Genomic DNA, 24,749 nt, shown 5'->3' on the forward strand with positions numbered 1-24,749 from the left:
CGTGACCCAGCCTGCGCCCGTACGCCCGCCCAAGCCGCTGTTCAGTAATGTCAGCCCGGCGGTGCCGTCACCTTGTATCAGTTTGTGTCGCCTGGACGAGCAAAAAGTCTGCCTCGGCTGCTTCCGTCATGTGGAAGACATCCGTGAATGGCGCTCCGCCGATGATCAGCGGCGTCGAGTGATCGTGGCCCAGGCCGAGCAACGCAAGGCCGCGCTTTGAGCCCGTCTTGTTTATTTACGGTGCTGTGGTAGTGTCCGGATACGCCTCAACTCATCGAGGCCCGTGAGAACCCCGCCTTTTCCTGGCGGGGTTTTGCTTTTTTGTGCAGAAAAAAGGAGTCTGCCTGAATCATGACCACCGCACCTTCCATCATTCTTACCCGTCTTGACGTGCAGCGTCTGGAGCAACTGATCGACCGCTTGGGCGACGAGTCTCCCGGCGTCGAAGCGTTGCAAGCCGAACTCGACCGCGCCGACGACGTGGTTGGTCACGATGAAGTACCTGCGGGTGTCGTGACCATGAACTCCAGCGTGCATTGCCGTGAGCAAGGCAGCGGCAAGGACTACCACCTGACCTTGGTCTATCCGAAAGACGCGAATGCCGATGCAGGCAAGATCTCGGTCCTGGCCCCGGTGGGCAGTGCCTTGCTCGGCTTGCAGGTGGGTCAACACATTGATTGGCCAGCACCCGGCGGCAAGACCCTCAAGCTTGAACTGCTCAGTGTTGAAGGCCAGCCCAAAGACGGCGGTGCCTTCCCGCTCTAAACCTGATTCAACGCCGCATTGAGTGCCTGTTCCAGCTCGGCCTTGTAGCGCAGGTACAGGTTGCTCGGGCTTTGCACATCACCGAGCAGGCCCGACAGGTCGAGGTCGGTGATGTAGCAGCGATAGCGTTCGGTTTCCCGGCGTTGACCGACGATCTCCTGGGCGACCACCGCAAACAGTTGGTCGCCAAACTCCAGCTCGGAAAACTCCCGCTGATTGCAGTACAGGGTAATGCCCACCTGGCCCGGCGCCGCCTTGCCGATAATCGCCTGCACGTCATAAAACGGTTTGTTGGCAGGGTTCTGCGGGGCTGGCCGCGGCTCCACCCCACGCGCGCGCGTGCTGCCTGACGGCAGCAGTTGGTAGTACAAGATTTGCACCTCACCCAACGGTTGTTGCGTGTCCAGGGGCGACAGTGCTTCCCGGCGATAGATGATCGACTGCAAAAAGCGCTGCAACGGCGCCAACAGGCTCTGCTCATCATGAAACGGCAAGCGTTGCTGCCAGAGCGCGTTGAATTCATCCAGCACATACAGCTCGGCGAAGCCTTCGTTGACCCGGTAGAACACCTGCACGCAATTGGCCATGCCCATGGGCAGCAACAGCGCCAGGTCGTGGTCTTCCAGGGCCATGGCGTCCAGATGCAGCGGGCTGTAGCTGGCCAGTTCTTCGCTGAGGTAGGCCACCAGCGCATCCTGGGTCGCCAGTGAGACGTGGGTGGCCTGGCCCGGCATCAACTCCATCACGTGATAGTGCTGCTGCACCTGGAGCACGTAGCGGTGATTGCCCTGTCCCAGCAACAGGTGCTGCGCGGTATTGAAGATTTCTTCCACGCGCTGGGCAATGAACTGCGCACGGTTGTGGCAGAAGCAGCGCACCCGCAGCCGAGGCAGATGATCCGGCGGCAATTGGTTGAGGTAGTCGCGCAGGCAGTCGAGCAGCGCATGGGGGCCGTCGTAGCGGCTCACCATCACCTCGTTCCAACTGTTGAGCGTGACCTGGTCCAGGGTCAGTACCAGGTTGTCGCGCACACCGGCATAACTCAGGGAGTCGGTGCGCTCGGTGGTCATCAGGATATTCAGGTCGCGATGATGCTTGAGTGGGTCGACGCCGACGTTGATCAGCAGCAACACTTCCTCGGGCACCGCCGAGCGCAGCAGGCGCGCTTCATCAACGCTGGCCAGGGGCAGGGCGATAGCCTGCTGCAGGCTGCCCAGCAGGTTGAACAGCTCGAACTCGGTCATGTCGCTGGTGCCGGGGTGCAGCGCCAGGCGTGTGCTGCTGTCGATGACGCCGTTGCGGTGGCACCAGGTGAGCATCTCCAACAGGTCGCGGCTGCGCTTGATCGGCGCGAAGTGCTCCCATTCCAGGGCCGTGAGGTTACCGTTGTACAGGCCCCAGTGGTGCTGGCCGGGCTCCTTGCGGTTGGGCGATTGCACCAGGGTCAGGGTGTCTTCGGCCAGGTCCGGGGTGATGCCGGGGTTGATGAATTCAACCTTGCCGGCCTTGCGTTCAAAGGCGGCATACAGGCGCCGCCCCAGCACATTGAGGTCGCGCTTGTTGATCAGGCTGACCGTCTGTTCGGTCCGGGCGAACTGGGTCAGGAAGCGATAGCTGTAGTTCAGCTCGCTGACCAGGGCGCGGCGCTCGGAGGCCACCTGCCGCACTTTCCACTGGCTGCGGCTGTCCAGCAGCGCCAGTTGGCGTGGGTCCCAGCCCCACTCGTGGGCCAGGCGCTCCAGCAGCAGGCGTTGCCAGCCGGTGGCGCGCTGGCCCGTGCTGAGCTTGCGGTTGACCTTCAGGTACAGGGCACGACGCACCAGCTCCAGGCGCTCCGGTTCGTTGCGTGCCTTGAGGTATTCCTCGATACGGCGGTACACCACGATGTACGGGTCCAGCTCATCCAGGTCCATGTGGTTGGCGAACACCGCGCGCTTGAAGCGCAGGCTCAGGCAGTGCACGTTCGGGTGTTCGCTGGCGTAGACCTCGGTCAATAACAGCTTGAGTACCGACTTGTAGGGCGACTCGATGCCCTTGAACAGTTGCCACAGCCCGGCACCGATGAATTCACCGGGAGGGATACGCGCCAGGTGGCCGAGGTCGAGGGTTTCATCGGCGCGGATAAAACGCTTGGAGAGCAGCGTGTGGGTGAACTCCGCATAGCGGGTCTCTTCATACACCGGCACCAGCCACCAGATCGGCGTACGCCCGGCCAGCCAGATCGCTGTGCGGTAGAACTCGTCCAACAACAGGTAGTGCTGGGTCGTGCCGCAGTCGTCGGAGCTGAGTTGGGTATCGCGCTCGCCAAGCACAAAGCGAGTCGGCTCGATCAGGAAGAAGTGCGCTTCTGCGCCCATGCCCAGGGCCCAGGCTTCCAGCAGTTGGCATTTTTTGCGCAGCTCGGCGAGCTCGTTTTCGCCCAGGTCGGGGGCGTGGCACACCCACACATCCATGTCGCTCTGGTCGGCCTGGGCGAGGGTGCCGAGGCTGCCCATCAGGAACAGGCCGTGGATCGGCTTGGGTTGATTGACCGGGCGCGGCTTGTAGGAGAACGAGCGGGTCAGGCGCTGGGCTTCCGTGAGTGCCTGGGCGTCGGGCTCGAAATTCGACAGCCCGGCCGGTGTACTGCCCGATACATAACCCGGCAACAGTGGATGATTGACGTGAAAAAACAGCGGCAGCAGGGTCAGTACGCTTTGCTGGCGCGGCGTCAGCCCTTCGATGGCACGAGCCATGCGACCTTCATTGAGAGCCATGAAGCGCGCGCGCAATTGGGCCAGCACCTTGCGGTCGATGCCTTCGTCCAGGTCAGGGCGGATTTCATGGGTGCGGGTCATGTCGAACTCGGTGGCTCGCAGGGCCCGACGCGGGCGGCCATGTGGGAGTTTACAGCCAGTCGCGTAGGAGGTTTAGAGGGAAATGGTTTTTGACGTCAATAATCGGGCCATTCCACAGCAGCGCCCTCGGAATCCGCGAGAGGCGGACTCCATGGGCGGTATACGGTATCAGGCGGCTTCTTTGGTGTTGGCGGTGCTCAGGATGGTCAGCAGGGTTTGGGCCTGCTCTGCAGCGTCCCGGCCAAGGCTGGTCAGGTAGCCTCCGTCCGGTTGGTCGATAAGCCCTTTCGCATGGAGACGCTTGGCAGCGGCGATGGCAGAGGGAGCAGCGGTCTGATGGACTTTCAGACCTTCCTTGGTGCTGTCCAAGGGGAAGAGTACAAGGATTTCCAGTTCGGCAACCAACTCAGGGGTATACGACATAAGGACTCCAGACTTTCTAAAATTTATTAGAGGCTAGCAGGCCATAAGGTGAACGCACTTTGCCGAACTGTCCAGCGTGTTGCGGTGTGCCGGGATTATTCCTTTTCGGGCGGCAGCTCAGGCAGTGCCCGCAGCGCTGTTTCATACCATTCGGTATTGAAGGCGCGGTCCTCATCCAGCATCGCGTCGATTTCGAAAGCCAACACGTGAGCCATGAGATTCAGGATCTCTTCACGCTCATAGCCCACCAGGGTCAGCTTATTGAACGTGGCCTTGGCGGCAGGCGGATTGTCGCTTTCGATCTGGTTTTCGATCGCTTCGATCAAGGTGTTTTCGGTGAACGCTTCTTCGTCGCTGTCGATATCGGTCGGCTCGCTCATGGCAGGCTCCTCAAGGAAAGGGCGCCAGTCTACCCCCATTCAGGCAGGTGATGCTGCTGGTCAGGCTGGCCCCGGGGATCTATAACTCCTGCAGCCAACCCCGCACACGGCCTGGAGGCTTTGCGATGCTCAAGCTTTACGGATTCTCGGTCAGCAACTACTACAACATGGTGAAACTGGCACTGCTGGAGAAAGGCCTGGCTTTTGAGGAGGTGCCCTTTTATGCCGGGCAAACCCCTGAGGCCCTGGCGGTCAGCCCGCGTGGCAAGGTGCCGGTGCTGGGCGTGAAGCAGGGGTTTATCAACGAAACCAGTGTGATCCTCGAATACATCGAGCACTCCCAGGAAGGCCCGTCGCTGTTGCCGGCCGACCCGTTCCAGCGTGCCCAAGTGCTGGCATTGTGCAGGGAAATCGAGCTGTACATCGAATTGCCCGCCCGCGCGTGTTTTGCCGAGGCGTTTTTCGGTATGCCGGTGCCGGAGGCGATCAAGGAGAAATCCAGGGCTGAGTTGCTGCTGGGGATCGGCTCTTTAGGCCGTCACGGCAAGTTCGCGCCTTATGTGGCGGGGGAGGGCTTTACGATTGCGGATCTGTATTTCATGTACAGCGTGAACCTCGCCTGTGCGGTGGGCGAGAAGCTGTTTGGCCTGGACCTGTTGGCTGAATTGCCGGCGGCCAGAGTGTTGCTGGAGCGACTGCATGCCATGCCTAATGCGCAGAAGGTGGCGGCGGACAGGGAGGCCGCGATGCCGGCGTTCATGGCGATGGTTGCGGCCAAAAAGTGATCAAATGTGGGAGAGGGTTGCCCCCCTCCCACCTCTTTCAGCGGCTGGCGAGCAGGGCCTGGCCGCGAGCGACCGCAGCCTTCACCTGTGCCGGCGCGGTACCGCCCACGTGGTTACGGGCATTCACCGAGCCTTCCAGGGTCAACACGGCAAACACGTCCTGTTCGATCTGGTCACTGAACTGGCGCAGCTCTTCCAGGCTCATTTCCGCCAGGTCCTTGCCGGTGTCGACGCCGTATTTCACCGCATGGCCAACGATCTCGTGGCAGTCGCGGAACGGCAGGCCACGGCGTACCAGGTAGTCCGCCAGGTCAGTCGCCGTGGAGAAACCGCGCAGGGCCGCTTCACGCATGATCGCGTGCTTGGGCTTGATCGCCGGGATCATGTCGGCAAACGCGCGCAGCGAGTCGCGCAGGGTGTCGGCGGCGTCGAACAGCGGTTCCTTGTCTTCCTGGTTGTCCTTGTTGTAGGCCAAAGGCTGGCCTTTCATCAGGGTCAGCAGGCCCATCAGTGCGCCGAATACACGGCCGCTCTTGCCCCGCACCAGTTCGGGCACGTCGGGGTTTTTCTTTTGCGGCATGATCGAGCTGCCGGTGCAGAAGCGGTCCGGCAGGTCGATGAACTGGAATTGCGCACTGGTCCACAGCACCAGCTCTTCGGAGAAACGCGACAGGTGCATCATCGCGATGCTGGCGGCGGCGCAGAATTCGATGGCGAAGTCGCGGTCCGACACGCCGTCCAGGGAGTTGCCGCCGACGGCATCGAAGCCCAGCAGCTGCGCGGTGTATTCGCGGTCGATCGGGTAAGTGGTGCCGGCCAGGGCAGCGCTGCCGAGCGGCATGCGATTGGCGCGCTTGCGGCAATCCACCAGGCGCTCGTAGTCGCGGCTGAGCATTTCGAACCAGGCCAGCAGGTGGTGGCCGAAGGTCACGGGTTGTGCGGTTTGCAGGTGGGTGAAGCCAGGCATGATGGTGTCCGCCTCACGCTCGGCCTGCTCCAGCAAGCCTTTCTGCAAGCGGGTGATTTCGGCCAGGATCAGGTCGATTTCATCGCGCAGCCACAGGCGGATGTCGGTGGCCACCTGGTCGTTACGGCTGCGACCGGTGTGCAGTTTCTTGCCGGTCACACCGATACGGTCGGTGAGGCGCGCCTCGATGTTCATGTGCACGTCTTCCAGGTCGACACGCCAGTCGAACGTACCGGCTTCGATCTCACCGCGGATGGTGGTCAGGCCATCGATGATGCTGTCGCGCTCGGCGTCGGTCAGCACGCCGACCTTGGCCAGCATCGTCGCGTGGGCGATGGAGCCCATGATGTCGTGGCGGTACAGGCGCTGGTCAAAGGTGACGGAGGCGGTGAAGCGGGCGACGAAGGCGTCGACGGGTTCACTGAAGCGGCCGCCCCAGGACTGGTTGGTCTTGTCGGTGCTCATGGGTTCGCTCGTGGTCTGCTTATTAAGAGGCATGAAAGTGTGGCGGCGATAATAACAGGGTTGCCCTTGGAGGCGGTGCTGCGGGCCGTCGGCATTTTTATTTGTGCAAAGGATGGCTAAGTGCCTTGCCGCCGACCGCGTCCGGGACGAGACTGGAGGCAGCTGCTTATTGATACGATATTTGACGATTGAGCAATATCGTCTCGGCGAGCGTCTACAGTTGGACTGATAGTGTGTGAATGCACCAAAGTCGGGTAATGCGGTCAGAGCCTGACTATCCATTTAAAAGGGGGGTATTCGGATTGTGTATCAGCAAACCCTACGACGATGCCCGAAGGCAGCAGGTCTTGGGCGCTATTGAACAGGTCCGGGTAAATATGGGTGCCGCTGTCAGGGCACTTTTTGCCGCTCGCGCTAGTCTTAGCGTGGATCGCTGTGACGCAAGTCACCGCACCTGTCTACGCTATCCTTGTGCGAGACTCACGCAGGAATCCAGCGCTATATGAATGTCCTGATCGTTGATGACGAACCCCAAGCCCGCGAGCGACTGAGCCGTTTGGTCAGTGAACTCGAGGGTTATACAGTCCTTGAACCGAGTGCCACCAGCGGCGAGGAGGCGTTGACGTTGATCGACAGCCTCAAGCCGGACGTGGTGTTGCTCGATATCCGCATGCCGGGCCTCGATGGCCTGCAAGTTGCTGCCCGCCTGAGTGAGCGCGAATCGCCACCTGCCGTGGTGCTGTGCGCCGCTCAAGAAGAGTTTGCCGCGCAGACACTGGAAGCCAGTGGTGTCAGCTTCGTAGTCAAGCCAGTGACTGCCGAGGCCTTGCTCAGGGCCCTGAAGAAAGCCGAACGTCCCAATCGCGCCCAACTCGCTGCCCTGACCCAGCCGGCCGCCCAAAGCGGCAACGGGCCGCGCAGCCATATCAGCGCCCGCACACGCAAAGGCATCGAGTTGATCCCCTTGGACCAGGTGGTCTACTTCATTGCCGATCACAAGTACGTGACCCTGCGGCATGAGGCTGGCGAAGTGTTGCTCGATGAGCCGCTCAAGGCCCTTGAGGATGAATTCGGTGACCGCTTCGTGCGAATCCACCGGAACGCGCTGGTGGCCCGTGAGCGAATCGAGCGCCTGCAGCGCACGCCCCTCGGGCACTTTCAGTTATTCCTCAAAGGGCTTAACGGGGATGCGTTGATCGTCAGCCGTCGCCATGTCGCCGGCGTGCGCAAGATGATGCAGCAGCTTTAGCCCGAGGGTTTTGGCAAGCCTGCATTCATTATCCCGGTGCGACGTGGCCAGGGAGGCCCCGCACTTGCTGATTCAAATCAAAGCGTATTTGCCTGAGCTGTTATTATCTGCCGTATCTATTCAGTACGGATTGATCCATGTCCTCTCGCGAAATCCGCATCGCCACCCGTAAAAGCGCCCTGGCCTTGTGGCAGGCCGAATACGTCAAAGCACGCCTTGAGCAGGCCCATCCCGGCCTCAAGGTGACCCTGGTGCCCATGGTCAGTCGCGGCGACAAGCTGCTCGACTCGCCGCTGTCGAAGATCGGCGGCAAGGGCCTGTTCGTCAAGGAGCTGGAAACCGCGCTGCTGGAAAACGAAGCCGACATCGCCGTGCATTCCATGAAAGACGTGCCCATGGATTTCCCCGAAGGCCTGGGCCTGTTTTGCATCTGTGAACGTGAAGACCCGCGTGACGCCTTCGTTTCCAATACCTTTGCGTCTTTGGATGATTTGCCTCTGGGCAGCATTGTCGGCACCTCCAGCCTGCGTCGCCAGGCACAACTGTTGACCCGTCGTCCGGACCTGCAGATTCGCTTCCTGCGTGGCAACGTCAACACCCGCCTGGCCAAGCTGGATGCCGGTGAGTATGACGCGATCATCCTCGCCGCCGCCGGCCTGATCCGTTTGGGCTTCGAAGACCGTATCACCTCGGCCATCAGCGTCGAAGACAGCCTGCCTGCTGGCGGGCAAGGCGCCGTGGGCATTGAATGCCGTACCGCCGATAGTGAAATCCACGCGCTGCTCAAACCCCTGGATCACCATGAGACCGAAGTGCGTGTCACGGCCGAGCGCGCCCTGAACAAGCACCTCAACGGTGGCTGCCAGGTGCCGATCGCCTGCTACGCCGTGCTCGAAGGTGAAAACCTGTGGCTGCGTGGCCTGGTTGGGGATCCGGATGGGGGCACTCTGCTGACTGCCGAAATCCGTGGTCCGCAGCGTGACGCCATCGCCCTGGGTGTCCAGGTGGCTGAAGAGCTGCTGGACAAGGGCGCTGGCGCCATTCTGCAAAAAGTCTACGGCGAGGCCGGCCCGCAGTGACCGATTGGCGCGTGCTGCTGACACGGCCTGCCGAGGAATCGGCGGCCCTGGCGGCGGCGTTGTCCGAAGCCGGTATCTTCAGCAGCAGCTTGCCTTTGCTGGACACCGAACCGTTACCCGTTACCCCCGAACAACAGGCTGTCTTCGGTAATCTTGGCCGCTACTGTGCGGTGATCGTGGTGAGCAAGCCGGCCGCGCGGCTTGCCGTGCAGCAGTTGGATCAAGCCTGGCCGCAACTGCCGTGGTTCAGCGTCGGTGCGGCCACCGCGCAGGTCCTGGCTGATCACGGCCTTTGCGTTCACTATCCCCAAACCGGCGACGACAGCGAGGCCTTGCTTCAATTGCCTGCGTTGCGCGAGGCTATCGCACGGCCCGGTGCGCGGGTGTTGATCCTGCGCGGCGAGGGGGGGCGGGAGCTGCTGGCTGAGCGTTTGCGCGAGCAAGGTGCTAGTGTCGACTACCTGGAGTTGTATCGCCGTTTCCTACCGGATTACGACACGGGCGTACTGACCCAGCGCATCCAGTTGGAACGCTTGAACGGCCTGGTGGTCAGCAGTGGGCAGGGTTTTTTGCACCTGCAGGCCCTGGCCGGACCCGATTGGCCACAGGTGGCGCAGCTGCCGTTGTTCGTGCCCAGCCCGCGAGTCGCCGAGATGGCGCGGGCCGCTGGCGCAGAAAAAGTTGTGGATTGTCGCGGCGCGAGTGCCGCGGCTTTGTTAGTGGCGTTACGGAGTCATGCCGTTCCCACTCTCTGATACGCAAAGGACGGATACGTGAGCGAAACAGCCTTGCCTAAAGATGAAACCCAACCCGCACTTGATGCGCCGGTTGAGTCACCGGTCACCGCGCCGCGCCGCGGCAATGGCCTGGCAGTTGTCGCCCTGCTGCTTGGCGCTGCGGGTGTTGCGGCCGGCGGTTGGGGTCTCTGGCAGGTTCGTGCCCTGCAAGCCAGCAGCCAGCACCAGCTGGGCCAAGTGCAGACCCTGGATGACCAATCCCAGGCCCTCAAGCAAAGCCAGCAACAACTGGCTGCACGCCTGGCGCAACTGCCGGGTGCGGATGAGCTCGAGGAGCGCCGTCGCCTGGTGGCCCAGTTGCAGGGTGACCAGCAGCGCTTGAGCCAGCGCCTGGAAACCGTGCTGGGTGCCAGCCGCAAGGATTGGCGCCTGGCTGAGGCCGAGCACCTGATTCGCCTGGCGAGTTTGCGCTTGTCTGCCTTGCAGGACATCAACAGCGCCCAGGCGTTGGTCCAGGGCGCCGATGAGATTCTTCGCGAGCAAAGCGATCCGGGCTCCTACGCCGCGCGCGAGCAGTTGGCCAAGAGCCTTGCTGCGTTGCGCAGTACTGAGCAGCCGGATCGCACCGGGCTGTATCTGCAATTGGCAGCCTTGCGTGATCAGGTCGTGCAACTGGCGGCCATCGCCCCTGAGTACCAACTGACTGAACCCGCATCCCAGGGGCGTCCAAGCACCGATACGGACAATCGCTGGAGCCAGTGGTGGGAGCAGATTTCCCGGTACTTCCGCATCGACTTCAACCCCGACGACAACATTCGTCCACTGCTCGCCGGTCAAGGCCTGAACCAGGTACGCCTGGCCCTAAGCCTGGCCTTGGAGCAAGCACAATGGGCGGCGCTCAATGGTGAATCGGCGGTGTACAGCCGCTCCCTGGGTGAGGCACGCAGCGTGTTGCAGGACAACTTCAACCAGGACAACCCGCAGAGCAAGGCGATGCTGGCGCGTATCGCCGAGCTTGAGCCCAAGGCTGTCTCGGTGGTGACACCGGACCTGGCGGCGAGCCTGGCTGCGGTACAGGCGTACCTCGAACGTCGTCATCTATCTGCCGACGAAGCCAAGGCAGCTGCCACGCCGGCGGCCACGTCGGCGAAGCAGGAGTAGAGCCGATGAAGCGTTTCTATGTGATCCTGGTGCTGGCGATTGCAATCGCCCTGGCACTGGCTGTGGGCATTTCGAAACACACCGGCTATGTGTTGATTACCTATCCTCATGTGCTGCACTACGAGTCGAGTCTATGGGCTACCGTGGTGGCGGTGTTTGTCTTCGGCCTGGCCATCTACTTGATCCGCGTATTGCTGAGCCTGGTTACCACCTCGGGTGGCGTGGTCAACCCGTGGTCGCGACGTAACCGCAGTCGCCGTGTGCAGATCGCCATCGAACAGGGCCAGATGGACCTCGCCGAAGGCCGTTGGGCCAGTGCCGAACGTCACCTGCACCGTGCCGCCGAGGCGGAGCGCCAGCCATTGCTGTACTACCTGGGCGCGGCCCGGGCGGCGAATGAGCAGGGCCGTTATGAAGAATCGGACGGCTTGCTCGAGCGCGCCCTGGAGCGTCAGCCCCAGGCCGAGCTGGCGGTTGCCTTGAGCCATGCGCAGTTGCAATTGGACCGTGGCGACACTGATGGCGCCCTTACCACCTTGCAGGCCATGCACGAGCGCCATCCTCACAACGGCCAGGTGCTGCGCCAATTGCAGCGTCTGCACCAGCAGCGTGGCGACTGGTCGTCGGTGATCCGCCTGTTGCCGGAGCTGCGCAAGGACAAGGTACTGCCCGCCGGCGAATTGGCCGAACTGGAGCGACGTGCCTGGGGGGAGAACCTGAGCCTGGCGGCCCAGCGCGAAGAGCAGGGCGAAGCCGGCTTGCAGTCTCTTGAGCGGGCCTGGCAACAACTGACTTCCGCCCAGCGCCAGGAGCCGCAACTGGTCCTGGCCTATGCCGAGCAACTGCGTCAACTGGGCGCCGATGCCAACGCGGAGGAAGCATTGCGCGGTGCCATCAAGCGCGGCTACGACAGCCACCTGATTCGTCTCTACGGCCTGCTGCGCGGCAGTGACCCTGCCCGGCAATTGAAGTTTGCCGAAGGCTGGCTCAAGGATCACCCGGGCGATGCCAGCCTGTTGTTGACATTGGGTCGTCTGTGCCTGCAAAACAGCCTGTGGGGCAAGGCGCGGGATTACCTGGAAAGCAGCCTGCAGGTGCAGCGTAATCCCGAGGCCTGTGCCGAACTGGCGCGGCTGTTGGCCCAGTTGGGTGACACTGAGCGCAGCAACCAGCTGTTCCAGGAAGGCCTGGGCTTATTGGATAACCGCTTGCTGGCGTCTCCGCTGCCAGCTCCTGCCCGAGTTTGATGCAGGAAGAAGTCTAGGGTTGGCTCAGATATTTCTGATGGCCAGCCCTTCAATGCTGAGCGTATGCCGGCCCTGAGGGGCTTTGAAGCAAACTCCTACGTTCATGCGCTTCAAGTCTTCCATTCTCTGACGGGATGTCCCTACGTTCTCACGGAATCGTCTGCTCTGGCGCGTATTGAAAGGGGTCAGGCCTTTCCTCTAACGTAACGACCTATCTCTCGCGATGCGGATAAAGCATGTCTTTGGCCCCTTCACGCTCCTTGTTTTTCCTTGCGTTCATGGCGGGTGCGCTGACGTTGGGTGCGTCCTTCTATCTTGAGTTCGGTGCCTCGTTACGCCCTTGTTTCCTGTGCCAGATGCAAAGGGCCTTTTTGGCTGCCTTCACGCTGATCAATCTGGTCGCCGCCATCCACAACCCCAGGCGTTCCACTTTTTACCTATATGGGGTTACGAGCATGGTCTGTGCGTTGCTGGGTGCCATCACCGCAGTACGCCAAGTGCTGCTGCAAAATGCCGCAGCGGATCAGGCCGCCGAATGCTGGCCCAGTCTCAGTCACATGCTCGAGAACCTGTCGCTGTGGCAGGCGTTGCAATTGACGGTCAAAGGCACGGTCGATTGTATGGAAATAAGCTGGACGCTATTTGACCTGAGCCTTCCCGAGTGGAGCCTGTTGTTCTTCCTGAGCATGTTGATCCTCGGTGTCATGCAATTTTTCCGACTGTTTTTGAGCCGTCCATTGCGCTCAGCGAGGCGCTGATCGGAGGCCGCAGTTTGTAGGACGGGATTAAACACTTGTATGAACTTTCTCTCCTGCGTACCTTGAAGCCATAGTCATGGGGGCATAATCTGGCCCGCACGCGTTATTGAAACCGTTTGTCAGACGCGGCCTTGTCCCGCTGCTGTTTTATCCTTGAAGTGTTGCGCGGGCATCAGGCGGCAGCGCCCCTATAGGGAAGAGAGATCATCATGTTGGAACGTTGCAAGAATGCTCGGGAACGCTGGGGTGGGGTGCATACCCTGATCGACAAATGGCTGGATGCACGACGCAAATTGGTGCTGGCCTTTGATGACCTGGGTGCCGAGCCCGAAGCATTGAGCCAGAAGCGTGAACCGCTGCAAGATTTCTGTGTTGTGTTGGTGGATTACGTATCCGCAGGGCACTTGAGCATTTACACCCAGCTAACCAAGGAGGCGGAAGCCTTCAAAGACCAGCGCGGTCTGGATTTCGCCAAGACCCTTTACCCACGTATCGATGTGATCACTGAGAAGTTGCTAGCGTTTACCGACCTGTGCGATCAAGGCAAGTGTGTCGCCGAGAAATTCAAAGAGTTGGGCGTGCTGCTTCACGAGCGTTTCGAGCTGGAAGACTGCCTGATTGAAGTGCTGCACAACGCTCACAAGGAACACACTGTCGCCCAGGCCTGACCGAGGGGGATGCGATAAAGAACGGTGCACAGGTTGCACCGTTTTTTATTGGGTTAAGAACGGGTATCTAGCAATTCGATCTCAAAAACCAATGGCGTATTAGGCGGGATCAACTCTCCAGCACCGTCGGCGCCATAGGCCTGCGCCGATGGAATCACCAGGCGCCACTTCGCACCTACCGGCATCTGCTGCAACGCGCTGCTCCAGCCGCTGATCACACTGTCCAGGCGAAACCACTGGGGTTGTGTGCTCTGATCGAAGACCGTGCCATCGGGCAGTCGTCCGATGTAGTTCACCTGAACCTGATCATTCGCGCCAGGCTTGTTACCCGTGCCGGGTGTCAGTTCCGTGAGCAGGATGCCATCGGCCAACTCACGCACTCCTTTCGCGGCTTTTTCCTTGGCTAAAAACTGTTGCTCGGCGGCAAGTGCCTTTTCACTTTTAGGCGCTTGGGCATCGGCTTCGGTCTGCGCTTCGTGCTTGGCAAGAATCTGTTCGATGCGCGCGTTATCCAACGCCAGCGGCTTGCCTTGATAGGCTTGCTTGAGGCCGTCGATCAAGGCCTGGATCTGCAGGTTCGGGACTTCCTGGCGCAGGCGCTCACCGAGGCTGGCGCCCAGGCTGTAGGCGAGGTCGTGCTGGTCTTGGGGCGTGGTTTTTGACGGTGATTGCTCGCTCGCATTGGCCGCGGAAATCGCCAGGCCCAGCACAAGGAAAAGGTAACGCGACATGGGCATTCTCCTGCCGAAAGTGCGACGGATTATGCCAGTGCGTGTACGTAAAAAGTGCCGTGTGTTTTCGTTATATCGATAAGAATTTTCGCACGTTGCAACGCAACGCAAACGATACTGTCAACATGCCCTAGCGGCGGTAAGAGCAGAGGGCTAGTATGAGCCGCACCCACGTCAGCCAGGAGGTAAACCATGTCGGCCAAACAGAAGCCTGTAAATACCCCGTTGCATTTACTCCAACAATTGTCGGGCAGCTTGCTCGAACATCTGGAAAGCGCATGTTCCCAAGCGTTGGCCGATGCAGAAAAACTGCTCGCCAAGCTGGAAAAACAACGCGGTAAAGCGCAAGAAAAACTGCATAAATCCCGCACCAAACTGCAAGACGCCGCCACTGCCGGCAAGGCCAAGGCACAAGCCAAAGCCAAAGACGCGGTAAAAGAACTCGAAGACCTGCTGGACGCTCTCAAGGATCGTCAAGCTGAAACCCGCACCTACATTTCCCAACTCAAAAAAGATGCTCAAGAAAGCCTGAAACTGGCCCAGGGCGTTGGTCGTGTGAAGGAAGCCGTAGCTAAAGTGCTGGGTGCCCGTGCACCGGCTAAAGCGCCAGCCAAGCCAGCGGCTAAAGCCACTGTTGCAAAACCCGCTGTGAAGCCAGCTGCCAAAACTGCTGCTGCAAAACCGGCTGCCAAGCCAGCTGCTAAAACCGCTGCTGCAAAACCAGCCGCCAAGCCGGTTGCCAAAACTGCTGCTGCAAAACCAGCCGCCAAGCCAGCTGCCAAAACCGCTGCTGCAAAACCAGCCGCCAAGCCGGTTGCCAAAACCGCTGCTGCAAAACCAGCCGCCAAGCCAGTTGCCAAAACCGCTGCTGCAAAACCGGCTGCCAAGCCAGCTGCTAAAACCGCCGCTGCAAAACCAGCTACCAAGCCAGCTGCCAAAACTGCTGCTGCAAAACCAGCTGCGAAGCCAGTTGCCAAAACGGCTGCAGCAAAACCAGCTGCGAAGCCAGTTGCCAAGACCGCTGCAGCAAAACCAGCTGCGAAGCCAGTTGCCAAGACCGCTGCAGCAAAACCAGCCGCCAAGCCAGTTGCCAAAACCGCCGCTGCAAAACCAGCCGCCAAGCCAGCTGCCAAAACCGCAGTTGCAAAACCAGCCGCCAAGCCGGCTGCCAAACCTGCAGTTGCAAAACCGGCCGCCAAGCCAGCTGCTGCGAAACCAGCACCGGCCAAGCCAGCAGCACCTGCTGCTACCCAGGCAGCGACCACCGCTCCAACCGCATCGCCCAGCAGCACCCCTGCACCGGTCGCGCCAAGCACTACCCCAACCAGCGCTTCCTAAGTGCCGGTGACCATGACGCGCAGCTGCTGCAGCGCGTCATGGTCAAGGTCGGCGGCATCCTCAGCCGCCAGTCCTTCCAGCCACCGCGGTTGAGTCATCTCCCCTTTCGGCCATGCCTGCGTCAACGCTTCCAGGCGCGTCAGCAATTGCCGTTCGGCATCCAGTTCCAGGGCTTTGACCCGTTCGCGCAGCGCCGCCAGTTGCTCATCCTGCTGCACCATGGCACGCCATTGCACCCGCAACTGCCGCAAGGGTTCGATCACCTGCGCCTGCCACGGTCGCGCCAGCTGTTGCAGGGTGCGCATACGCTCCGGCTCGAGTGCCACACCCCGCTGTTCCAGCCATGCGCCGCAGAGCAACAGGCACACGTCCGCCCCTTGCTCCTGCAAGCGCAGGCAGGCGGCTTCGACGCCCGGGCGGGCGTAAGTCGAGAGAGCAAAGCTCCATAGGTCAGCGTTCATATTCACACCCAAGCCAGCGGCCAACGAAGCTGGTAGACTCCGCCGCCATTATGATCCGACTTCAAAGCCTAACATTACAGCGTGGCCCGCAACGTCTTCTCGAAGACGCCGAGCTGACCCTGCACGCCGGTCACAAAGCCGGCCTGATCGGTGCCAACGGCGCCGGCAAATCCACGTTGTTCGCCCTGTTGCTGGGTGAGCTGACCCCGGATTCCGGGGACTGCTTGCTGCCGGCCGACTGGCGCATCGCCCATATGCGCCAGGAGATCGACACCCTGGACCGCATCGCGATCGACTACGTGCTCGATGGCGACCTGCGCCTGCGCCAGGTGCAACACGACCTGGCCGAGGCCGAGAAAGCCCAGGACGGCGCCGCCCAGGCCCGCCTGCACGCGGAACTCGACAGCGCCGACGGCTACACCGCCGACGCCCGCGCCCGCAAGATGCTCGCCGGCCTTGGCTTCACCAACGAACAGATGGATCGTCCGGTCGCCGACTTCTCCGGTGGCTGGCGCATGCGCCTTAATCTGGCCCAGGCGCTGATGTGCCCCTCGGACCTGCTGCTGCTCGACGAACCGACCAACCACTTGGACCTCGATGCGATCCTGTGGCTGGAGGACTTCCTCAAGAGCTATCAGGGCACCTTGCTGCTGATTTCCCACGACCGGGATTTCCTCGACGCCGTGGTCGACAACATTGCCCACGTCGAACAGAAGAAGATCACCCTCTACCGTGGCGGCTACACCGCGTTCGAACGGGCGCGTGCCGAGCGCCTGGCCCAACAGCAGCAGGCGTTCGAGAAGCAGCAGGCGCAGCGCGCGCACATGGAAAGCTACATCGCCCGGTTCAAGGCCCAGGCCACCAAGGCCCGGCAGGCCCAGAGCCGGATCAAGGCCCTGGAGCGCATGGAAGAACTGTCGGCGGCCCACGTCGATTCGCCGTTCGACTTTGTGTTCCGCGAATCGGTGAAAATCTCCAGCCCGTTGCTGGACCTCTCCGATGCACGCCTGGGGTATGGCGAGAAAACCATCCTGGAGAAGGTCAAGCTGCAGCTCACCCCGGGTGCGCGCATCGGTTTGCTCGGTCCGAACGGCGCGGGCAAGTCGACGCTGATCAAGAACCTATCGGGCGAGCTGCAACCCCTGGCCGGTCGTTTGACCCGTGGCGAGAACCTGGTGGTGGGCTACTTCGCCCAGCATCAGTTGGACTCCCTCGACGCCAAGGCCAGCCCGCTGCTGCACCTGCAACGCCTGGCGCCGACCGAGCGCGAGCAAACCCTGCGCGACTTCCTCGGTGGCTTTGACTTCCGTGGCGCGCGCATCGATGAGCCGGTGCTGAACTTCTCCGGTGGTGAAAAAGCCCGCCTGGCCCTGGCGTTGATCGCCTGGGACCGCCCGAACCTGCTGCTGCTCGACGAACCGACCAACCACCTCGACCTGGAAATGCGCCTGGCGCTGACCATGGCCCTGCAGGAATTCAGCGGTGCGGTCCTGGTGGTGTCTCACGATCGCCACTTGCTCAAGAGCACCACCGACAACTTCCTGCTGGTAGCGGATGGCAAGGTCGAAGAGTTCGACGGTGACCTGGACGACTACGCACGCTGGCTCACGGACTACCGCCTGCGCAATGCGCCGGTCAGCAACACCCCGGTCAACCCGGACAAGACCGACAAGAAAGCCCAGCGCCAGGCCGCTGCCGCACTGCGCCAGCAGTTGGCGCCGCACAAGCGCGAAGCCGACAAGCTTGAGGCCGAGTTGGGCAAGGTCCACGAGCGCCTGGCCAAGATCGAAGCCAGCCTGGGCGACAGCGCCGTGTACGAGGCTGCGCGCAAGGATGAGCTGCGCGACCTGTTGGCCGAGCAGGCCAGGCTCAAGGTGCGCGAAGGGCAATTGGAGGAAACCTGGATGGAAGCCCTCGAACTGCTGGAAACCCTACAAGCGGAGCTGGAGGCGCTGTCCTGATGGAGGCCTTGCAACTGCCGTTGCCTGCGCAATGGATCGAGCCTGTATGGATCGGCGTGCAAATCCTGCTGATCCTGCTGGCCGGCTACCTCGCCCAGCGGTTTGTCGCCAAGGGCCTGACGCGCCTGGGTGAGCGCTACCCGTTTCCGCCGCAACTGCTGATGCCCCTGCGTGGCGGATTGCGTTGGCTGATCATGGGCAGTGCGTTGATCTTTGTGCTGGGCCGGCTGGGTGTTTCCGCTACGGTGTTGTGGACCGCGCTGTCGGGGTTTGTCGCAGTGGCGGCAGTGGCGTTTTTCGCCATGTGGTCGGTGTTGTCCAACCTGCTGTGCGCGATCCTGATCTTTACCGTCGGACCGTTTCGCCTCGGTGACATCGTCGAGTTGGTGGATACCGTCGACAAGCCCGGCGTGAAGGGCAGGGTAGTGGCAATCAACTTGCTCTACACCACACTGATCGAAGTGGAAGCGGCAGGCACCGACAGCGCCATCGTACAGGTGCCTAACAGCCTGTTCTTCCAGCGCTCGGTGCGGCGTTGGCCCGGCACCCATGTGTTCCCGGGCGACCGCTAGCGTTTACATCCTGTAAAAATTTATAGCCAGCCTCTGCTCGGCGGAGTTAGCTTAAGGCACAACATTCGCTGACTCATTCCCGAGGTGTGCAATGGCACTCGACACGTGGCTGGCCTTTTTCCTGGCCAGTTGGATCATCTCCCTTTCCCCTGGCGCCGGCGCCATCGCTTCGATGTCCAGCGGCCTGCAATACGGCTTCCTGCGCGGTTACTGGAACGCCATTGGCCTGCAACTGGGCCTGGCCATGCAGATTGCCGTGGTGGCGGGCGGTTTGGGTGCCATTCTGGCGGCGTCGTCGACCGCGTTCTACGCGATCAAGTGGTTTGGCGTGGCGTACCTGGTGTACCTGGCCGTCAAGCAATGGCGTGCCTTGCCCATGGACATGGCCGATGACGCGGCGATACGCCCGCTCGGCAAGCCGATGGCGATGATGTTCCGTGGTTTCCTGGTCAACGCCAGCAACCCCAAGGCCCTGGTGTTCATGCTGGCGGTGCTGCCGCAGTTCGTGAATCCCCAGGCGCCGTTGCTGGTGCAGTACCTGATCATCGGTGCGACGATGATCAGCGTCGATATGATCGTGATGGCCGGGTATACGGGGTTGGCGTCCAAAGTGCTGCGCCTGTTGCGCACGCCCAAGCAGCAGAAACGCGTGAACCGGACGTTTGCCGGATTGTTCGTAGGGGCCGCGGGTTTCCTGGCCAGCTTGCATCGCGCAACGGCGTAAACCTCGGTACTTGAACGTGTGGGAGGGGGCTTACCCCCGATGGCGGTGTCTCAGCTACAGCTAGGCTGACTGACACCCTGCTATCGGGGGCAAGCCCCCTCCCACATTGGTTTGTGTTGCCTTGAGGATTACCGTTCAGTGCAAGATCTTCGGCGCTTCATCCCGTGGCAGGTGGTTGCGCGGCACCGGCTGGCCCGGGTCCTGATACCCACCGCCCAACTGTTCCGCCAACTGCCTGGCGACGTCCTCACCCAGCGCCTTCGACACCTCCTTCACCACCCGCGGCCGGTTCAGGCTTACGCGTATGTCGCGGCTGTTCACCAGCTTGGTGTCCTGGCCTTCGCCCATGGCGGTAAACGCCGAGGTGATTTCGTAGGTGCGCGTATTGATCAGGCTGAAATCCGCCACCAGCGTCAGGCCCAGCACTGCCGAGTAGCTGTTGGTGTGGTCCAGGGCGTTGATGTCCTGGGTGAAGTCGATGTCCGACAGCGTACCGAACAGCACATAGTCCGCGCCCTTGAAGTGACCGGCCTTGATGCGCTTGATCACGTCATAGACGTCACCCTTGGCATCGGCGGTGTAGGGCGTGCCCTGTACCAGCTGGAACTGGCGGGACTTGAGAATCTCCCCCTTGATATCACCGCTGAACTTGCGCAGCTCGATCTGCTCGATGTAGCTGCTACGGCTCTCGTACTCGCTGTAGTTCGATGCACCGCTGGCGTTATAAGCGCTGGCCTGGAAGTTGTTGCTGGCCGAAACCTGGTGGATGTATTCCTCGACCTGCGCCTGGTAGGCCAGGTCGGTCACCGCGATCTTGGGGGCGGCCGAGGCGCCAAAGGCACACAACAGGCCGATCAAACCAATCCATGCACGCATTGCCTAGCGCTCCGTGGTCTTGCGGATTTCTTTTTCGTCCATCCATTCTGCCAGGCCGCTCTCGACGTCGATCAGCTGCAGGCTGAACTTGTAGAACACGTCCTTGTAGTCCGAACTGCGCTTGACGATGGAACTGATGGAGCCTTCCAGGCGGTACTTGGCGGCGACCATGTTGCCGGTCTTGCTGACGCTGGACTTCTTGTACAAGCCGCTCTGGTTCTGCAGCTTGAGCTGGTCGACCTGGCTCTGCATGTCGGTGTTGTCGCTGGCGAAGCGGGCGGTGCCCGTCTTCATCAGCTGGGTCTTGATCGACGTGGTGATCTCGCGGGTGTCGATGTACTCGCTGGTCTTGTTCTTCACGTCATACACCTGCACCACCGGGCGGCCTTGCAGGATGCCGGACTGGGCCAGGGAGCGGGTCATGCTTTCGGCGATCATCTGCAGGTCGGTGGAGCCGAACTCGTTGGTCACCAGTTCCACCGCCTTGGTGTCGCCGTAGCTGATGTTTTTACCCCCCAGTACCGGGGAGGTATTCGCGCAACCGTTGGCCAGGACGGCAACCACGGCGAGGATCGAGAAACGTGCAAGCATGGGGAAATCTCTCAGCAGCAAAAAGAATGAACGGCTCAAGGGGTTTTGACTTCAAGGCGGAAGTCCGCGGCCTGGGGCACATTGGCAATGGCGGGCAGGAAGGTCGCCTGGTTGGCGTACAGGTTCAGCACCTTCCAGGTCTCTTCATCGCCCACCGGGAAACCATCGGCGCCCAGCCAGGCGAAGCGGTAATACATCATCTGGTTACTACTGGTGATGTTGCTCAGTTGCACCTTGGCGGTGAGGAAGCCGTTCTCGCGGGCTACACGAATGGCGCCGACCGCGATGCCCTTGAACTTGCCCATCACCACGATCTTGCTCGCGGCGCTGCCAGGTTCCGGTGGTGGCGGGGTGGCGCAGCCGGCAAGCAGGACCAGCGCCAGTGCGCCGAGGATAAAGTGACGCATAGGGTGCTCCTTAAGGTTGTTTGAGGGCGATGGCCTGGGTTGTCGAACCGGGCAGCACATGGGCGGCGAGGCCACCGGCGAACACTTGGTTGCCGACCATGCGCAGGGTGATCACCTGGTAGCGCTGGTCGGCCTTGATCGTTACCAGCGTGCCACCGAGGGCGTTGGGCAGGCTGACCTGGTGTTCACCGCGCTTGAGGCGCAGGCGCGTGACTTGGGTCATGTCCGGCAGGGTGCGCCAGGTGCGGGTGTCGGCGCCTTCGGTTACGGCCGAGGCGATACCCAGTACCAGGCCTGCCATGGGGTTGGTCTTGTTCAGGTTGTTCTGCGCCACACCACGGCTTACCGCACGCACGGTGGTGCGCAGGATGATCCCCGGCATGTCGTCACGCAGGGCGCGGCGGGACATGGCTGTGGTGCTGTTGAGCGCCGTGAGGTTCTGTTGCTGGCCGTCGACACCGATCTGGGCGAGGGTCGCCGTGGAGGTATCGGCCTTGATCACCGGGAACGACAGTGGGGTGATCACCAGGTTGCCATTGATCGGGATCGGCAGCGGCAGGCGGATCGAGTCGCGGGCGGGTGCGAGGCCGCTCTGCACCACGATCAGCACGTCGGTTTCATCGCTGCCGACCTTGGATTTGTCCAGGTCGAGCAGCGCTTTTTCCAGCAGTGGCGTGTTAGGGCGCAGCTCGATGGCCTTGCGATAACCGGGGGCGGCCAGGTCTTTTTCGCCCAGGGCTTCGTAGACGAAGCCGGCCAGGTAATGGCTGAACGCACTTTGGTAACTGTTCTTCAGGCCGACCACTTCCGGCGCGTCGAGGGCTTGCACCGGGTAGCCGTGCAGGTCCTTGATCTGGGTAGTCACGCCCTGGCGCTCGGCTTCGTCTTCGCGGTTGAGGTATTCCTTGTCGCGCAGCTCGGCGATCACCGCTTCGCGTTCGTGGGTCTTCTTGATTTCGGTGCGTGCGCCGTCGAAGTCGTTCAAGGCCAGCAGGTTCAGGGCCATCTGCGTGGTCAGCATGACTTTTTCGTAGTCATAGCCTTCGTAGCGACGCACCTTGTCATTGGCCAGGAAGCTGCCGAACTGGGACAGGTATTTTGCGCTGTCGAACTTGACCGACTCTTCCCACTTGTAGACTTGCAGGTCGGCATTGCGCCAGGCGGTCTGGCTGCCGGTCAGGTCGCCCTTGGCCCGCAGCAACTCGCCCTTTTCGAAGAAATACAGCAGGTCTTTGTCTTCGCCGGTGTTGTTCTTTTCCAGCAGGGTCAGGGCGGCGTCGACATTGCCGGTGGCGAGTTGCTGGTTGGTGGCTTGCAGCTCGGCGTCGTAGCTGCGGAACATTGAACAGCCGCTGAGCAAAGTGACTGCCGCGAGCGCGAGCGGAGGTAAGGCGCGAAAAACCATGTCACTTCTTCCCTGAAAGTAGTCAACCAATATGGTTATTCCTCATAAAACCGAGGAATGAAATTCCCTTTCGCACTAACAGGGCCGGCATTATAAGCATCGTTACTGGCAAAACAATGGCTTTTTGCCTCGTTTGAGCTGGCCAAGATGCCACTAGCGTATCTCTCAAATGCCCGTTCTCCCAAACGACAAATCACTAACGCCTTGAGTCAAACCCTTTAACGCTTAACAATGTGTTACTTCGTATTTCCACTTGAGATTCGTTCATGATTGCGCCCTTCCGTTTTCTCGCCTGGCTGCTGTTGCCGGCATTGATGTCGTGCAGCTTCAACCTGATGGCCGCGACGGCCGAGGGCGCGCCACAAGCCCTGCATCTGCTGGACTACATTGGTGCCGACTACCCACCGACGGTGGCGTCGGGCAAGGTGGTGGATGATTCGGAATACCGTGAGCAGGTAGAGTTTCTCGGGGTATTGCAGGGGTTGGTGGCGGATTTGCCGCAAAAGCCCGAGCGCGCGGAGCTGGTAAAGGGGGTCGAGGACCTGCTGGCGGCTGTCACCGCTCATGCAGACGGCGCGACCGTCGCTCGCCAGGCCCGCCAGTTGGGCGCCAAGCTGGCAGTCGCGTATGAAGTCAGCCAAGCCCCGGCCATCACGCCCGACCCGACGCGCGGCGCACCGCTCTACGCCCAGCACTGTTCGGTGTGCCACGGCACTGCCGGTGCCGGCGATGGTCCGGCCGGCGTGGGGATGACGCCGCCTCCGGCCAATTTGACGGATGCTGCGCGCCTGGATCGCCTGAGCCTCTACGCGATCTACAACACCCTGGGTCTGGGTGTCGAAGGCACTGACATGCCGTCCTTCGCCGACCAACTGGACGACCGCCAGCGTTGGGACCTGGCCACCTACATTGCCGGCTTCACCGCCGACCCGGCTGCGGCGAAAAGCGAGCAACCCTTCAACCTCGCCGACCTGGCCCGCCAGACGCCTAATGAAGTGCTGGCCGCAAGCGGCCCAACCGCTGCCGCGACCTTCCGCGCCCAGCGTGCGCAACCGCCGCAGGTCAAGCGTGGCCCGGCGCAGTTGCTCGATTACACCGCGACCACCCTGGACAAAAGCCTCGCGGCGTTCCGTAACGGAGACCACGAACAAGCCTATGACTTGTCGGTAGCGGCCTACCTGGAAGGCTTCGAGCTGGTGGAAAGCTCACTGGATAACGTCGACGCCAACGTACGCAAGGACACCGAGAAGGCCCTGATGGCTTACCGGCAGTCGTTACAGGACGGTCTGCCGATCGAGCAGGTGCAGCAACGCCTGGACGTGGCCAAGGGCAAGCTCACCGAATCCGCAGGCTTGCTGGGCAGCGATGGCCTGAGCTGGTCGTTGAGCTACATCTCGGGCTTGCTGATCCTACTGCGCGAAGGCCTGGAAGCGATCCTGGTGCTGGCGGCGATCCTCGCGTTCCTGCGCAACACCGGCCAGCAATCGGCGGTGCGCAGCGTCAACGTCGGCTGGGGCCTGGCGCTCTTGGCCGGCTTGGCCACCTGGGCGCTGGCGGCGTATGTGATTGATGTCAGCGGCGCCCAGCGCGAATTGCTCGAAGGCTGCACGGCGCTGTTCGCCAGCGTAATGGTGCTGTGGCTTGGCGTATGGATGCACGACCGCCGCCATGCTGCGGCGTGGCAGGACTACATCAAGAGCAGCCTGGTGGGCGGCGGTGGGCGTTTCGGTTTTGCGATATTGGCGTTCTTCTCGGTCTACCGCGAGCTGTTCGAAGTGATCCTGTTCTACGAAACCCTGTGGCTGCAAGCGGGCCCGGCCGGGCACAACGCGGTGCTGGCGGGTGGCGCCACGGCGTTGGTGCTGCTGGTGGGCCTGGCCTGGGTGATCCTGCGCGGTTCGGCGAAACTGCCGCTGGCGCTGTTTTTTGGCATCAATGCGGGGCTGCTGTGCGCGTTGTCGGTGGTGTTCGCCGGGCATGGCGTCAAGGCGTTGCAGGAAGCCGGCATCTTCGGCACGCGGCCGGTGGCGTTCTTTGATTTCGACTGGCTGGGCATCCACGCCGATGCATACTCGTTGAGCGCACAGGCCGTGGCGATCCTGGCCATTGTGGTGCTCTACGGTCGCAGCCGGCTGGCAGAAAAGCAGCGAGTGGCGGCATAA

Annotated in this window: 25 protein-coding genes and 1 pseudogene; 16 read left to right on the forward strand and 10 right to left on the reverse strand. The window is 61.5% G+C overall.

Translation table 11 applies throughout. The features are described 5' to 3' along the window. Nucleotide 1 precedes the first annotated feature (1 nt). The gene (locus BB029_RS01615) at nucleotides 2-220 is read left to right on the forward strand and encodes a DUF1289 domain-containing protein (protein WP_065938057.1); all 219 of its coding nucleotides are present in this window, start codon (nucleotides 2-4) and stop codon (nucleotides 218-220) included. Nucleotides 221-351: 131 nt separating this feature from the next. Continuing rightward, a complete protein-coding gene (rnk, locus tag BB029_RS01620) occupies nucleotides 352-765 on the forward strand; it encodes a nucleoside diphosphate kinase regulator (protein WP_065938008.1) in 414 nt (137 codons plus the stop codon). On the opposite strand, the gene BB029_RS01625 is transcribed toward rnk, so the two are convergent. The 3 genes from BB029_RS01625 to BB029_RS01635 all read right to left on the reverse strand — a co-directional run bounded on the left by BB029_RS01625 (nucleotide 762) and on the right by BB029_RS01635 (nucleotide 4,405). Further along, entirely contained in the window at nucleotides 762-3,602 is a 2,841-nt protein-coding gene (locus tag BB029_RS01625) for a class I adenylate cyclase (RefSeq protein ID WP_065938009.1), read from the reverse strand. The two genes, rnk and BB029_RS01625, sit on opposite strands and share 4 nt — an antisense overlap. Before the next feature lie 168 nt (nucleotides 3,603-3,770). Next, a complete protein-coding gene (locus tag BB029_RS01630; RefSeq protein WP_027608325.1) occupies nucleotides 3,771-4,025 on the reverse strand; it encodes a TIGR02647 family protein in 255 nt (84 codons plus the stop codon). A 95-nt stretch (nucleotides 4,026-4,120) separates the two neighbouring features. Continuing rightward, on the reverse strand, nucleotides 4,121-4,405 hold the full coding sequence (locus BB029_RS01635; RefSeq protein ID WP_027608326.1) for a hypothetical protein: 285 nt from the start codon (nucleotides 4,403-4,405) through the stop codon (nucleotides 4,121-4,123). A 125-nt stretch (nucleotides 4,406-4,530) separates the two neighbouring features. Here BB029_RS01635 and BB029_RS01640 point away from each other — a divergent pair, with 125 nt between their 5' ends. After that, nucleotides 4,531-5,190 carry a glutathione S-transferase family protein gene (locus BB029_RS01640; RefSeq protein WP_065938010.1) on the forward strand — a complete coding sequence of 220 codons (660 nt, stop codon included), beginning with the start codon at nucleotides 4,531-4,533 and terminating at the stop codon, nucleotides 5,188-5,190. A 37-nt stretch (nucleotides 5,191-5,227) separates the two neighbouring features. Here the strand turns inward: BB029_RS01640 and argH are convergent, their stop codons facing one another. Beyond that, on the reverse strand, nucleotides 5,228-6,622 hold the full coding sequence (argH, locus tag BB029_RS01645; RefSeq protein WP_065926679.1) for an argininosuccinate lyase: 1,395 nt from the start codon (nucleotides 6,620-6,622) through the stop codon (nucleotides 5,228-5,230). A gap of 389 nt (nucleotides 6,623-7,011) precedes the next feature. On the opposite strand from argH, the pseudogene BB029_RS34085 reads away from it, so the two are divergent. The 8 genes and pseudogenes from BB029_RS34085 to BB029_RS01680 all read left to right on the forward strand — a co-directional run. Continuing rightward, nucleotides 7,012-7,128 (forward strand): annotated as a pseudogene (locus BB029_RS34085) (sensor histidine kinase); the annotation flags it as partial. Continuing rightward, nucleotides 7,125-7,871, forward strand: coding sequence for a LytTR family DNA-binding domain-containing protein (locus BB029_RS01650; RefSeq protein ID WP_065926678.1), 747 nt, complete (start codon nucleotides 7,125-7,127; stop codon nucleotides 7,869-7,871). The pseudogene BB029_RS34085 and the gene BB029_RS01650, both read left to right, overlap by 4 nt. Before the next feature lie 137 nt (nucleotides 7,872-8,008). Then, nucleotides 8,009-8,950, forward strand: coding sequence for a hydroxymethylbilane synthase (hemC, locus tag BB029_RS01655; RefSeq protein ID WP_065938011.1), 942 nt, complete (start codon nucleotides 8,009-8,011; stop codon nucleotides 8,948-8,950). Next, nucleotides 8,947-9,705, forward strand: coding sequence for a uroporphyrinogen-III synthase (locus tag BB029_RS01660; protein WP_065938012.1), 759 nt, complete (start codon nucleotides 8,947-8,949; stop codon nucleotides 9,703-9,705). The genes hemC and BB029_RS01660 overlap by 4 nt, the downstream gene beginning before the upstream one ends. An 18-nt stretch (nucleotides 9,706-9,723) precedes the next feature. Beyond that, a complete protein-coding gene (locus BB029_RS01665) occupies nucleotides 9,724-10,848 on the forward strand; it encodes a uroporphyrinogen-III C-methyltransferase (RefSeq protein WP_065938013.1) in 1,125 nt (374 codons plus the stop codon). A gap of 5 nt (nucleotides 10,849-10,853) precedes the next feature. Further along, entirely contained in the window at nucleotides 10,854-12,095 is a 1,242-nt protein-coding gene (locus BB029_RS01670; protein ID WP_065938014.1) for a heme biosynthesis protein HemY, read from the forward strand. A gap of 236 nt (nucleotides 12,096-12,331) precedes the next feature. Next, a complete protein-coding gene (locus tag BB029_RS01675) occupies nucleotides 12,332-12,853 on the forward strand; it encodes a disulfide bond formation protein B (protein WP_065938015.1) in 522 nt (173 codons plus the stop codon). A gap of 209 nt (nucleotides 12,854-13,062) precedes the next feature. Further along, a complete protein-coding gene (locus BB029_RS01680; RefSeq protein WP_065938016.1) occupies nucleotides 13,063-13,521 on the forward strand; it encodes an Rsd/AlgQ family anti-sigma factor in 459 nt (152 codons plus the stop codon). Between the two features lie 53 nt (nucleotides 13,522-13,574). On the opposite strand, the gene BB029_RS01685 is transcribed toward BB029_RS01680, so the two are convergent. Further along, a complete protein-coding gene (locus tag BB029_RS01685; protein WP_065938017.1) occupies nucleotides 13,575-14,252 on the reverse strand; it encodes an FKBP-type peptidyl-prolyl cis-trans isomerase in 678 nt (225 codons plus the stop codon). Between the two features lie 192 nt (nucleotides 14,253-14,444). On the opposite strand from BB029_RS01685, the gene BB029_RS31740 reads away from it, so the two are divergent. Further along, complete coding sequence (locus tag BB029_RS31740; RefSeq protein ID WP_083236319.1) at nucleotides 14,445-15,590, forward strand: AlgP family protein; 1,146 nt, start codon at nucleotides 14,445-14,447, stop codon at nucleotides 15,588-15,590. On the opposite strand, the gene BB029_RS01700 is transcribed toward BB029_RS31740, so the two are convergent. Beyond that, on the reverse strand, nucleotides 15,587-16,051 hold the full coding sequence (locus BB029_RS01700; RefSeq protein ID WP_065938019.1) for a TIGR02444 family protein: 465 nt from the start codon (nucleotides 16,049-16,051) through the stop codon (nucleotides 15,587-15,589). The genes BB029_RS31740 and BB029_RS01700 overlap by 4 nt on opposite strands. Nucleotides 16,052-16,101: 50 nt before the next feature. Here BB029_RS01700 and BB029_RS01705 point away from each other — a divergent pair, with 50 nt between their 5' ends. The 3 genes from BB029_RS01705 (at nucleotide 16,102) to BB029_RS01715 (ending at nucleotide 19,308) form a co-directional block, all read left to right on the forward strand. Then, nucleotides 16,102-18,012, forward strand: coding sequence for an ATP-binding cassette domain-containing protein (locus BB029_RS01705; RefSeq protein ID WP_065926670.1), 1,911 nt, complete (start codon nucleotides 16,102-16,104; stop codon nucleotides 18,010-18,012). Next, nucleotides 18,012-18,584, forward strand: a complete 573-nt coding sequence (locus BB029_RS01710; protein WP_003176850.1) for a mechanosensitive ion channel family protein — start codon at nucleotides 18,012-18,014, stop codon at nucleotides 18,582-18,584. Before BB029_RS01705 ends, BB029_RS01710 begins: the two co-directional genes overlap by 1 nt. Before the next feature lie 91 nt (nucleotides 18,585-18,675). Then, nucleotides 18,676-19,308: a LysE family transporter gene (locus tag BB029_RS01715; RefSeq protein ID WP_027608340.1), complete on the forward strand. Its 633-nt coding sequence runs from the start codon at nucleotides 18,676-18,678 to the stop codon at nucleotides 19,306-19,308. A gap of 135 nt (nucleotides 19,309-19,443) precedes the next feature. Here BB029_RS01715 and BB029_RS01720 read toward each other — a convergent pair whose 3' ends face one another. From BB029_RS01720 to BB029_RS01735, 4 genes are read right to left on the reverse strand one after another with little or no spacing between them, the layout of a single operon-like run. After that, the gene (locus BB029_RS01720) at nucleotides 19,444-20,184 is read right to left on the reverse strand and encodes a penicillin-binding protein activator LpoB (RefSeq protein WP_065938020.1); all 741 of its coding nucleotides are present in this window, start codon (nucleotides 20,182-20,184) and stop codon (nucleotides 19,444-19,446) included. Between the two features lie 3 nt (nucleotides 20,185-20,187). Further along, nucleotides 20,188-20,775, reverse strand: coding sequence for a penicillin-binding protein activator LpoB (lpoB, locus tag BB029_RS01725; protein WP_065938021.1), 588 nt, complete (start codon nucleotides 20,773-20,775; stop codon nucleotides 20,188-20,190). A 35-nt stretch (nucleotides 20,776-20,810) separates the two neighbouring features. Beyond that, nucleotides 20,811-21,182, reverse strand: a complete 372-nt coding sequence (locus tag BB029_RS01730) for a YcfL family protein (RefSeq protein ID WP_015886478.1) — start codon at nucleotides 21,180-21,182, stop codon at nucleotides 20,811-20,813. A 10-nt stretch (nucleotides 21,183-21,192) separates the two neighbouring features. After that, a complete protein-coding gene (locus tag BB029_RS01735; protein ID WP_065938022.1) occupies nucleotides 21,193-22,587 on the reverse strand; it encodes a COG3014 family protein in 1,395 nt (464 codons plus the stop codon). A gap of 266 nt (nucleotides 22,588-22,853) precedes the next feature. Between BB029_RS01735 and BB029_RS01740 the strand changes: the two genes are divergently transcribed. After that, nucleotides 22,854-24,749 (forward strand): cytochrome c/FTR1 family iron permease, encoded by a 1,896-nt coding sequence (locus BB029_RS01740; protein ID WP_065938023.1) that lies wholly within the window; start codon nucleotides 22,854-22,856, stop codon nucleotides 24,747-24,749.

This window comes from Pseudomonas sp. S3E12 (genome assembly GCF_001702295.1).
In the GTDB taxonomy this organism is placed as follows: Bacteria; Pseudomonadota; Gammaproteobacteria; order Pseudomonadales; family Pseudomonadaceae; genus Aquipseudomonas; species Aquipseudomonas marginalis.

What these genes read in the sequence shown, in the direction of transcription:
- rnk (WP_065938008.1), top strand. Translation starts at nt 352, where the DNA reads ATGACCACCGCACCTTCCATCATTCTTACCCGTCTTGACGTGCAGCGT.
- BB029_RS01625 (WP_065938009.1), bottom strand. Translation starts at nt 3,602, where the DNA reads ATGACCCGCACCCATGAAATCCGCCCTGACCTGGACGAAGGCATCGAC.
- BB029_RS01630 (WP_027608325.1), bottom strand. Translation starts at nt 4,025, where the DNA reads ATGTCGTATACCCCTGAGTTGGTTGCCGAACTGGAAATCCTTGTACTC.
- BB029_RS01635 (WP_027608326.1), bottom strand. Translation starts at nt 4,405, where the DNA reads ATGAGCGAGCCGACCGATATCGACAGCGACGAAGAAGCGTTCACCGAA.
- BB029_RS01640 (WP_065938010.1), top strand. Translation starts at nt 4,531, where the DNA reads ATGCTCAAGCTTTACGGATTCTCGGTCAGCAACTACTACAACATGGTG.
- argH (WP_065926679.1), bottom strand. Translation starts at nt 6,622, where the DNA reads ATGAGCACCGACAAGACCAACCAGTCCTGGGGCGGCCGCTTCAGTGAA.
- BB029_RS01650 (WP_065926678.1), top strand. Translation starts at nt 7,125, where the DNA reads ATGAATGTCCTGATCGTTGATGACGAACCCCAAGCCCGCGAGCGACTG.
- hemC (WP_065938011.1), top strand. Translation starts at nt 8,009, where the DNA reads ATGTCCTCTCGCGAAATCCGCATCGCCACCCGTAAAAGCGCCCTGGCC.
- BB029_RS01670 (WP_065938014.1), top strand. Translation starts at nt 10,854, where the DNA reads ATGAAGCGTTTCTATGTGATCCTGGTGCTGGCGATTGCAATCGCCCTG.
- BB029_RS01675 (WP_065938015.1), top strand. Translation starts at nt 12,332, where the DNA reads ATGTCTTTGGCCCCTTCACGCTCCTTGTTTTTCCTTGCGTTCATGGCG.
- BB029_RS01680 (WP_065938016.1), top strand. Translation starts at nt 13,063, where the DNA reads ATGTTGGAACGTTGCAAGAATGCTCGGGAACGCTGGGGTGGGGTGCAT.
- BB029_RS01685 (WP_065938017.1), bottom strand. Translation starts at nt 14,252, where the DNA reads ATGTCGCGTTACCTTTTCCTTGTGCTGGGCCTGGCGATTTCCGCGGCC.
- BB029_RS31740 (WP_083236319.1), top strand. Translation starts at nt 14,445, where the DNA reads ATGTCGGCCAAACAGAAGCCTGTAAATACCCCGTTGCATTTACTCCAA.
- BB029_RS01700 (WP_065938019.1), bottom strand. Translation starts at nt 16,051, where the DNA reads ATGAACGCTGACCTATGGAGCTTTGCTCTCTCGACTTACGCCCGCCCG.
- BB029_RS01705 (WP_065926670.1), top strand. Translation starts at nt 16,102, where the DNA reads ATGATCCGACTTCAAAGCCTAACATTACAGCGTGGCCCGCAACGTCTT.
- BB029_RS01710 (WP_003176850.1), top strand. Translation starts at nt 18,012, where the DNA reads ATGGAGGCCTTGCAACTGCCGTTGCCTGCGCAATGGATCGAGCCTGTA.
- BB029_RS01715 (WP_027608340.1), top strand. Translation starts at nt 18,676, where the DNA reads ATGGCACTCGACACGTGGCTGGCCTTTTTCCTGGCCAGTTGGATCATC.
- BB029_RS01720 (WP_065938020.1), bottom strand. Translation starts at nt 20,184, where the DNA reads ATGCGTGCATGGATTGGTTTGATCGGCCTGTTGTGTGCCTTTGGCGCC.
- lpoB (WP_065938021.1), bottom strand. Translation starts at nt 20,775, where the DNA reads ATGCTTGCACGTTTCTCGATCCTCGCCGTGGTTGCCGTCCTGGCCAAC.
- BB029_RS01730 (WP_015886478.1), bottom strand. Translation starts at nt 21,182, where the DNA reads ATGCGTCACTTTATCCTCGGCGCACTGGCGCTGGTCCTGCTTGCCGGC.
- BB029_RS01735 (WP_065938022.1), bottom strand. Translation starts at nt 22,587, where the DNA reads ATGGTTTTTCGCGCCTTACCTCCGCTCGCGCTCGCGGCAGTCACTTTG.
- BB029_RS01740 (WP_065938023.1), top strand. Translation starts at nt 22,854, where the DNA reads ATGATTGCGCCCTTCCGTTTTCTCGCCTGGCTGCTGTTGCCGGCATTG.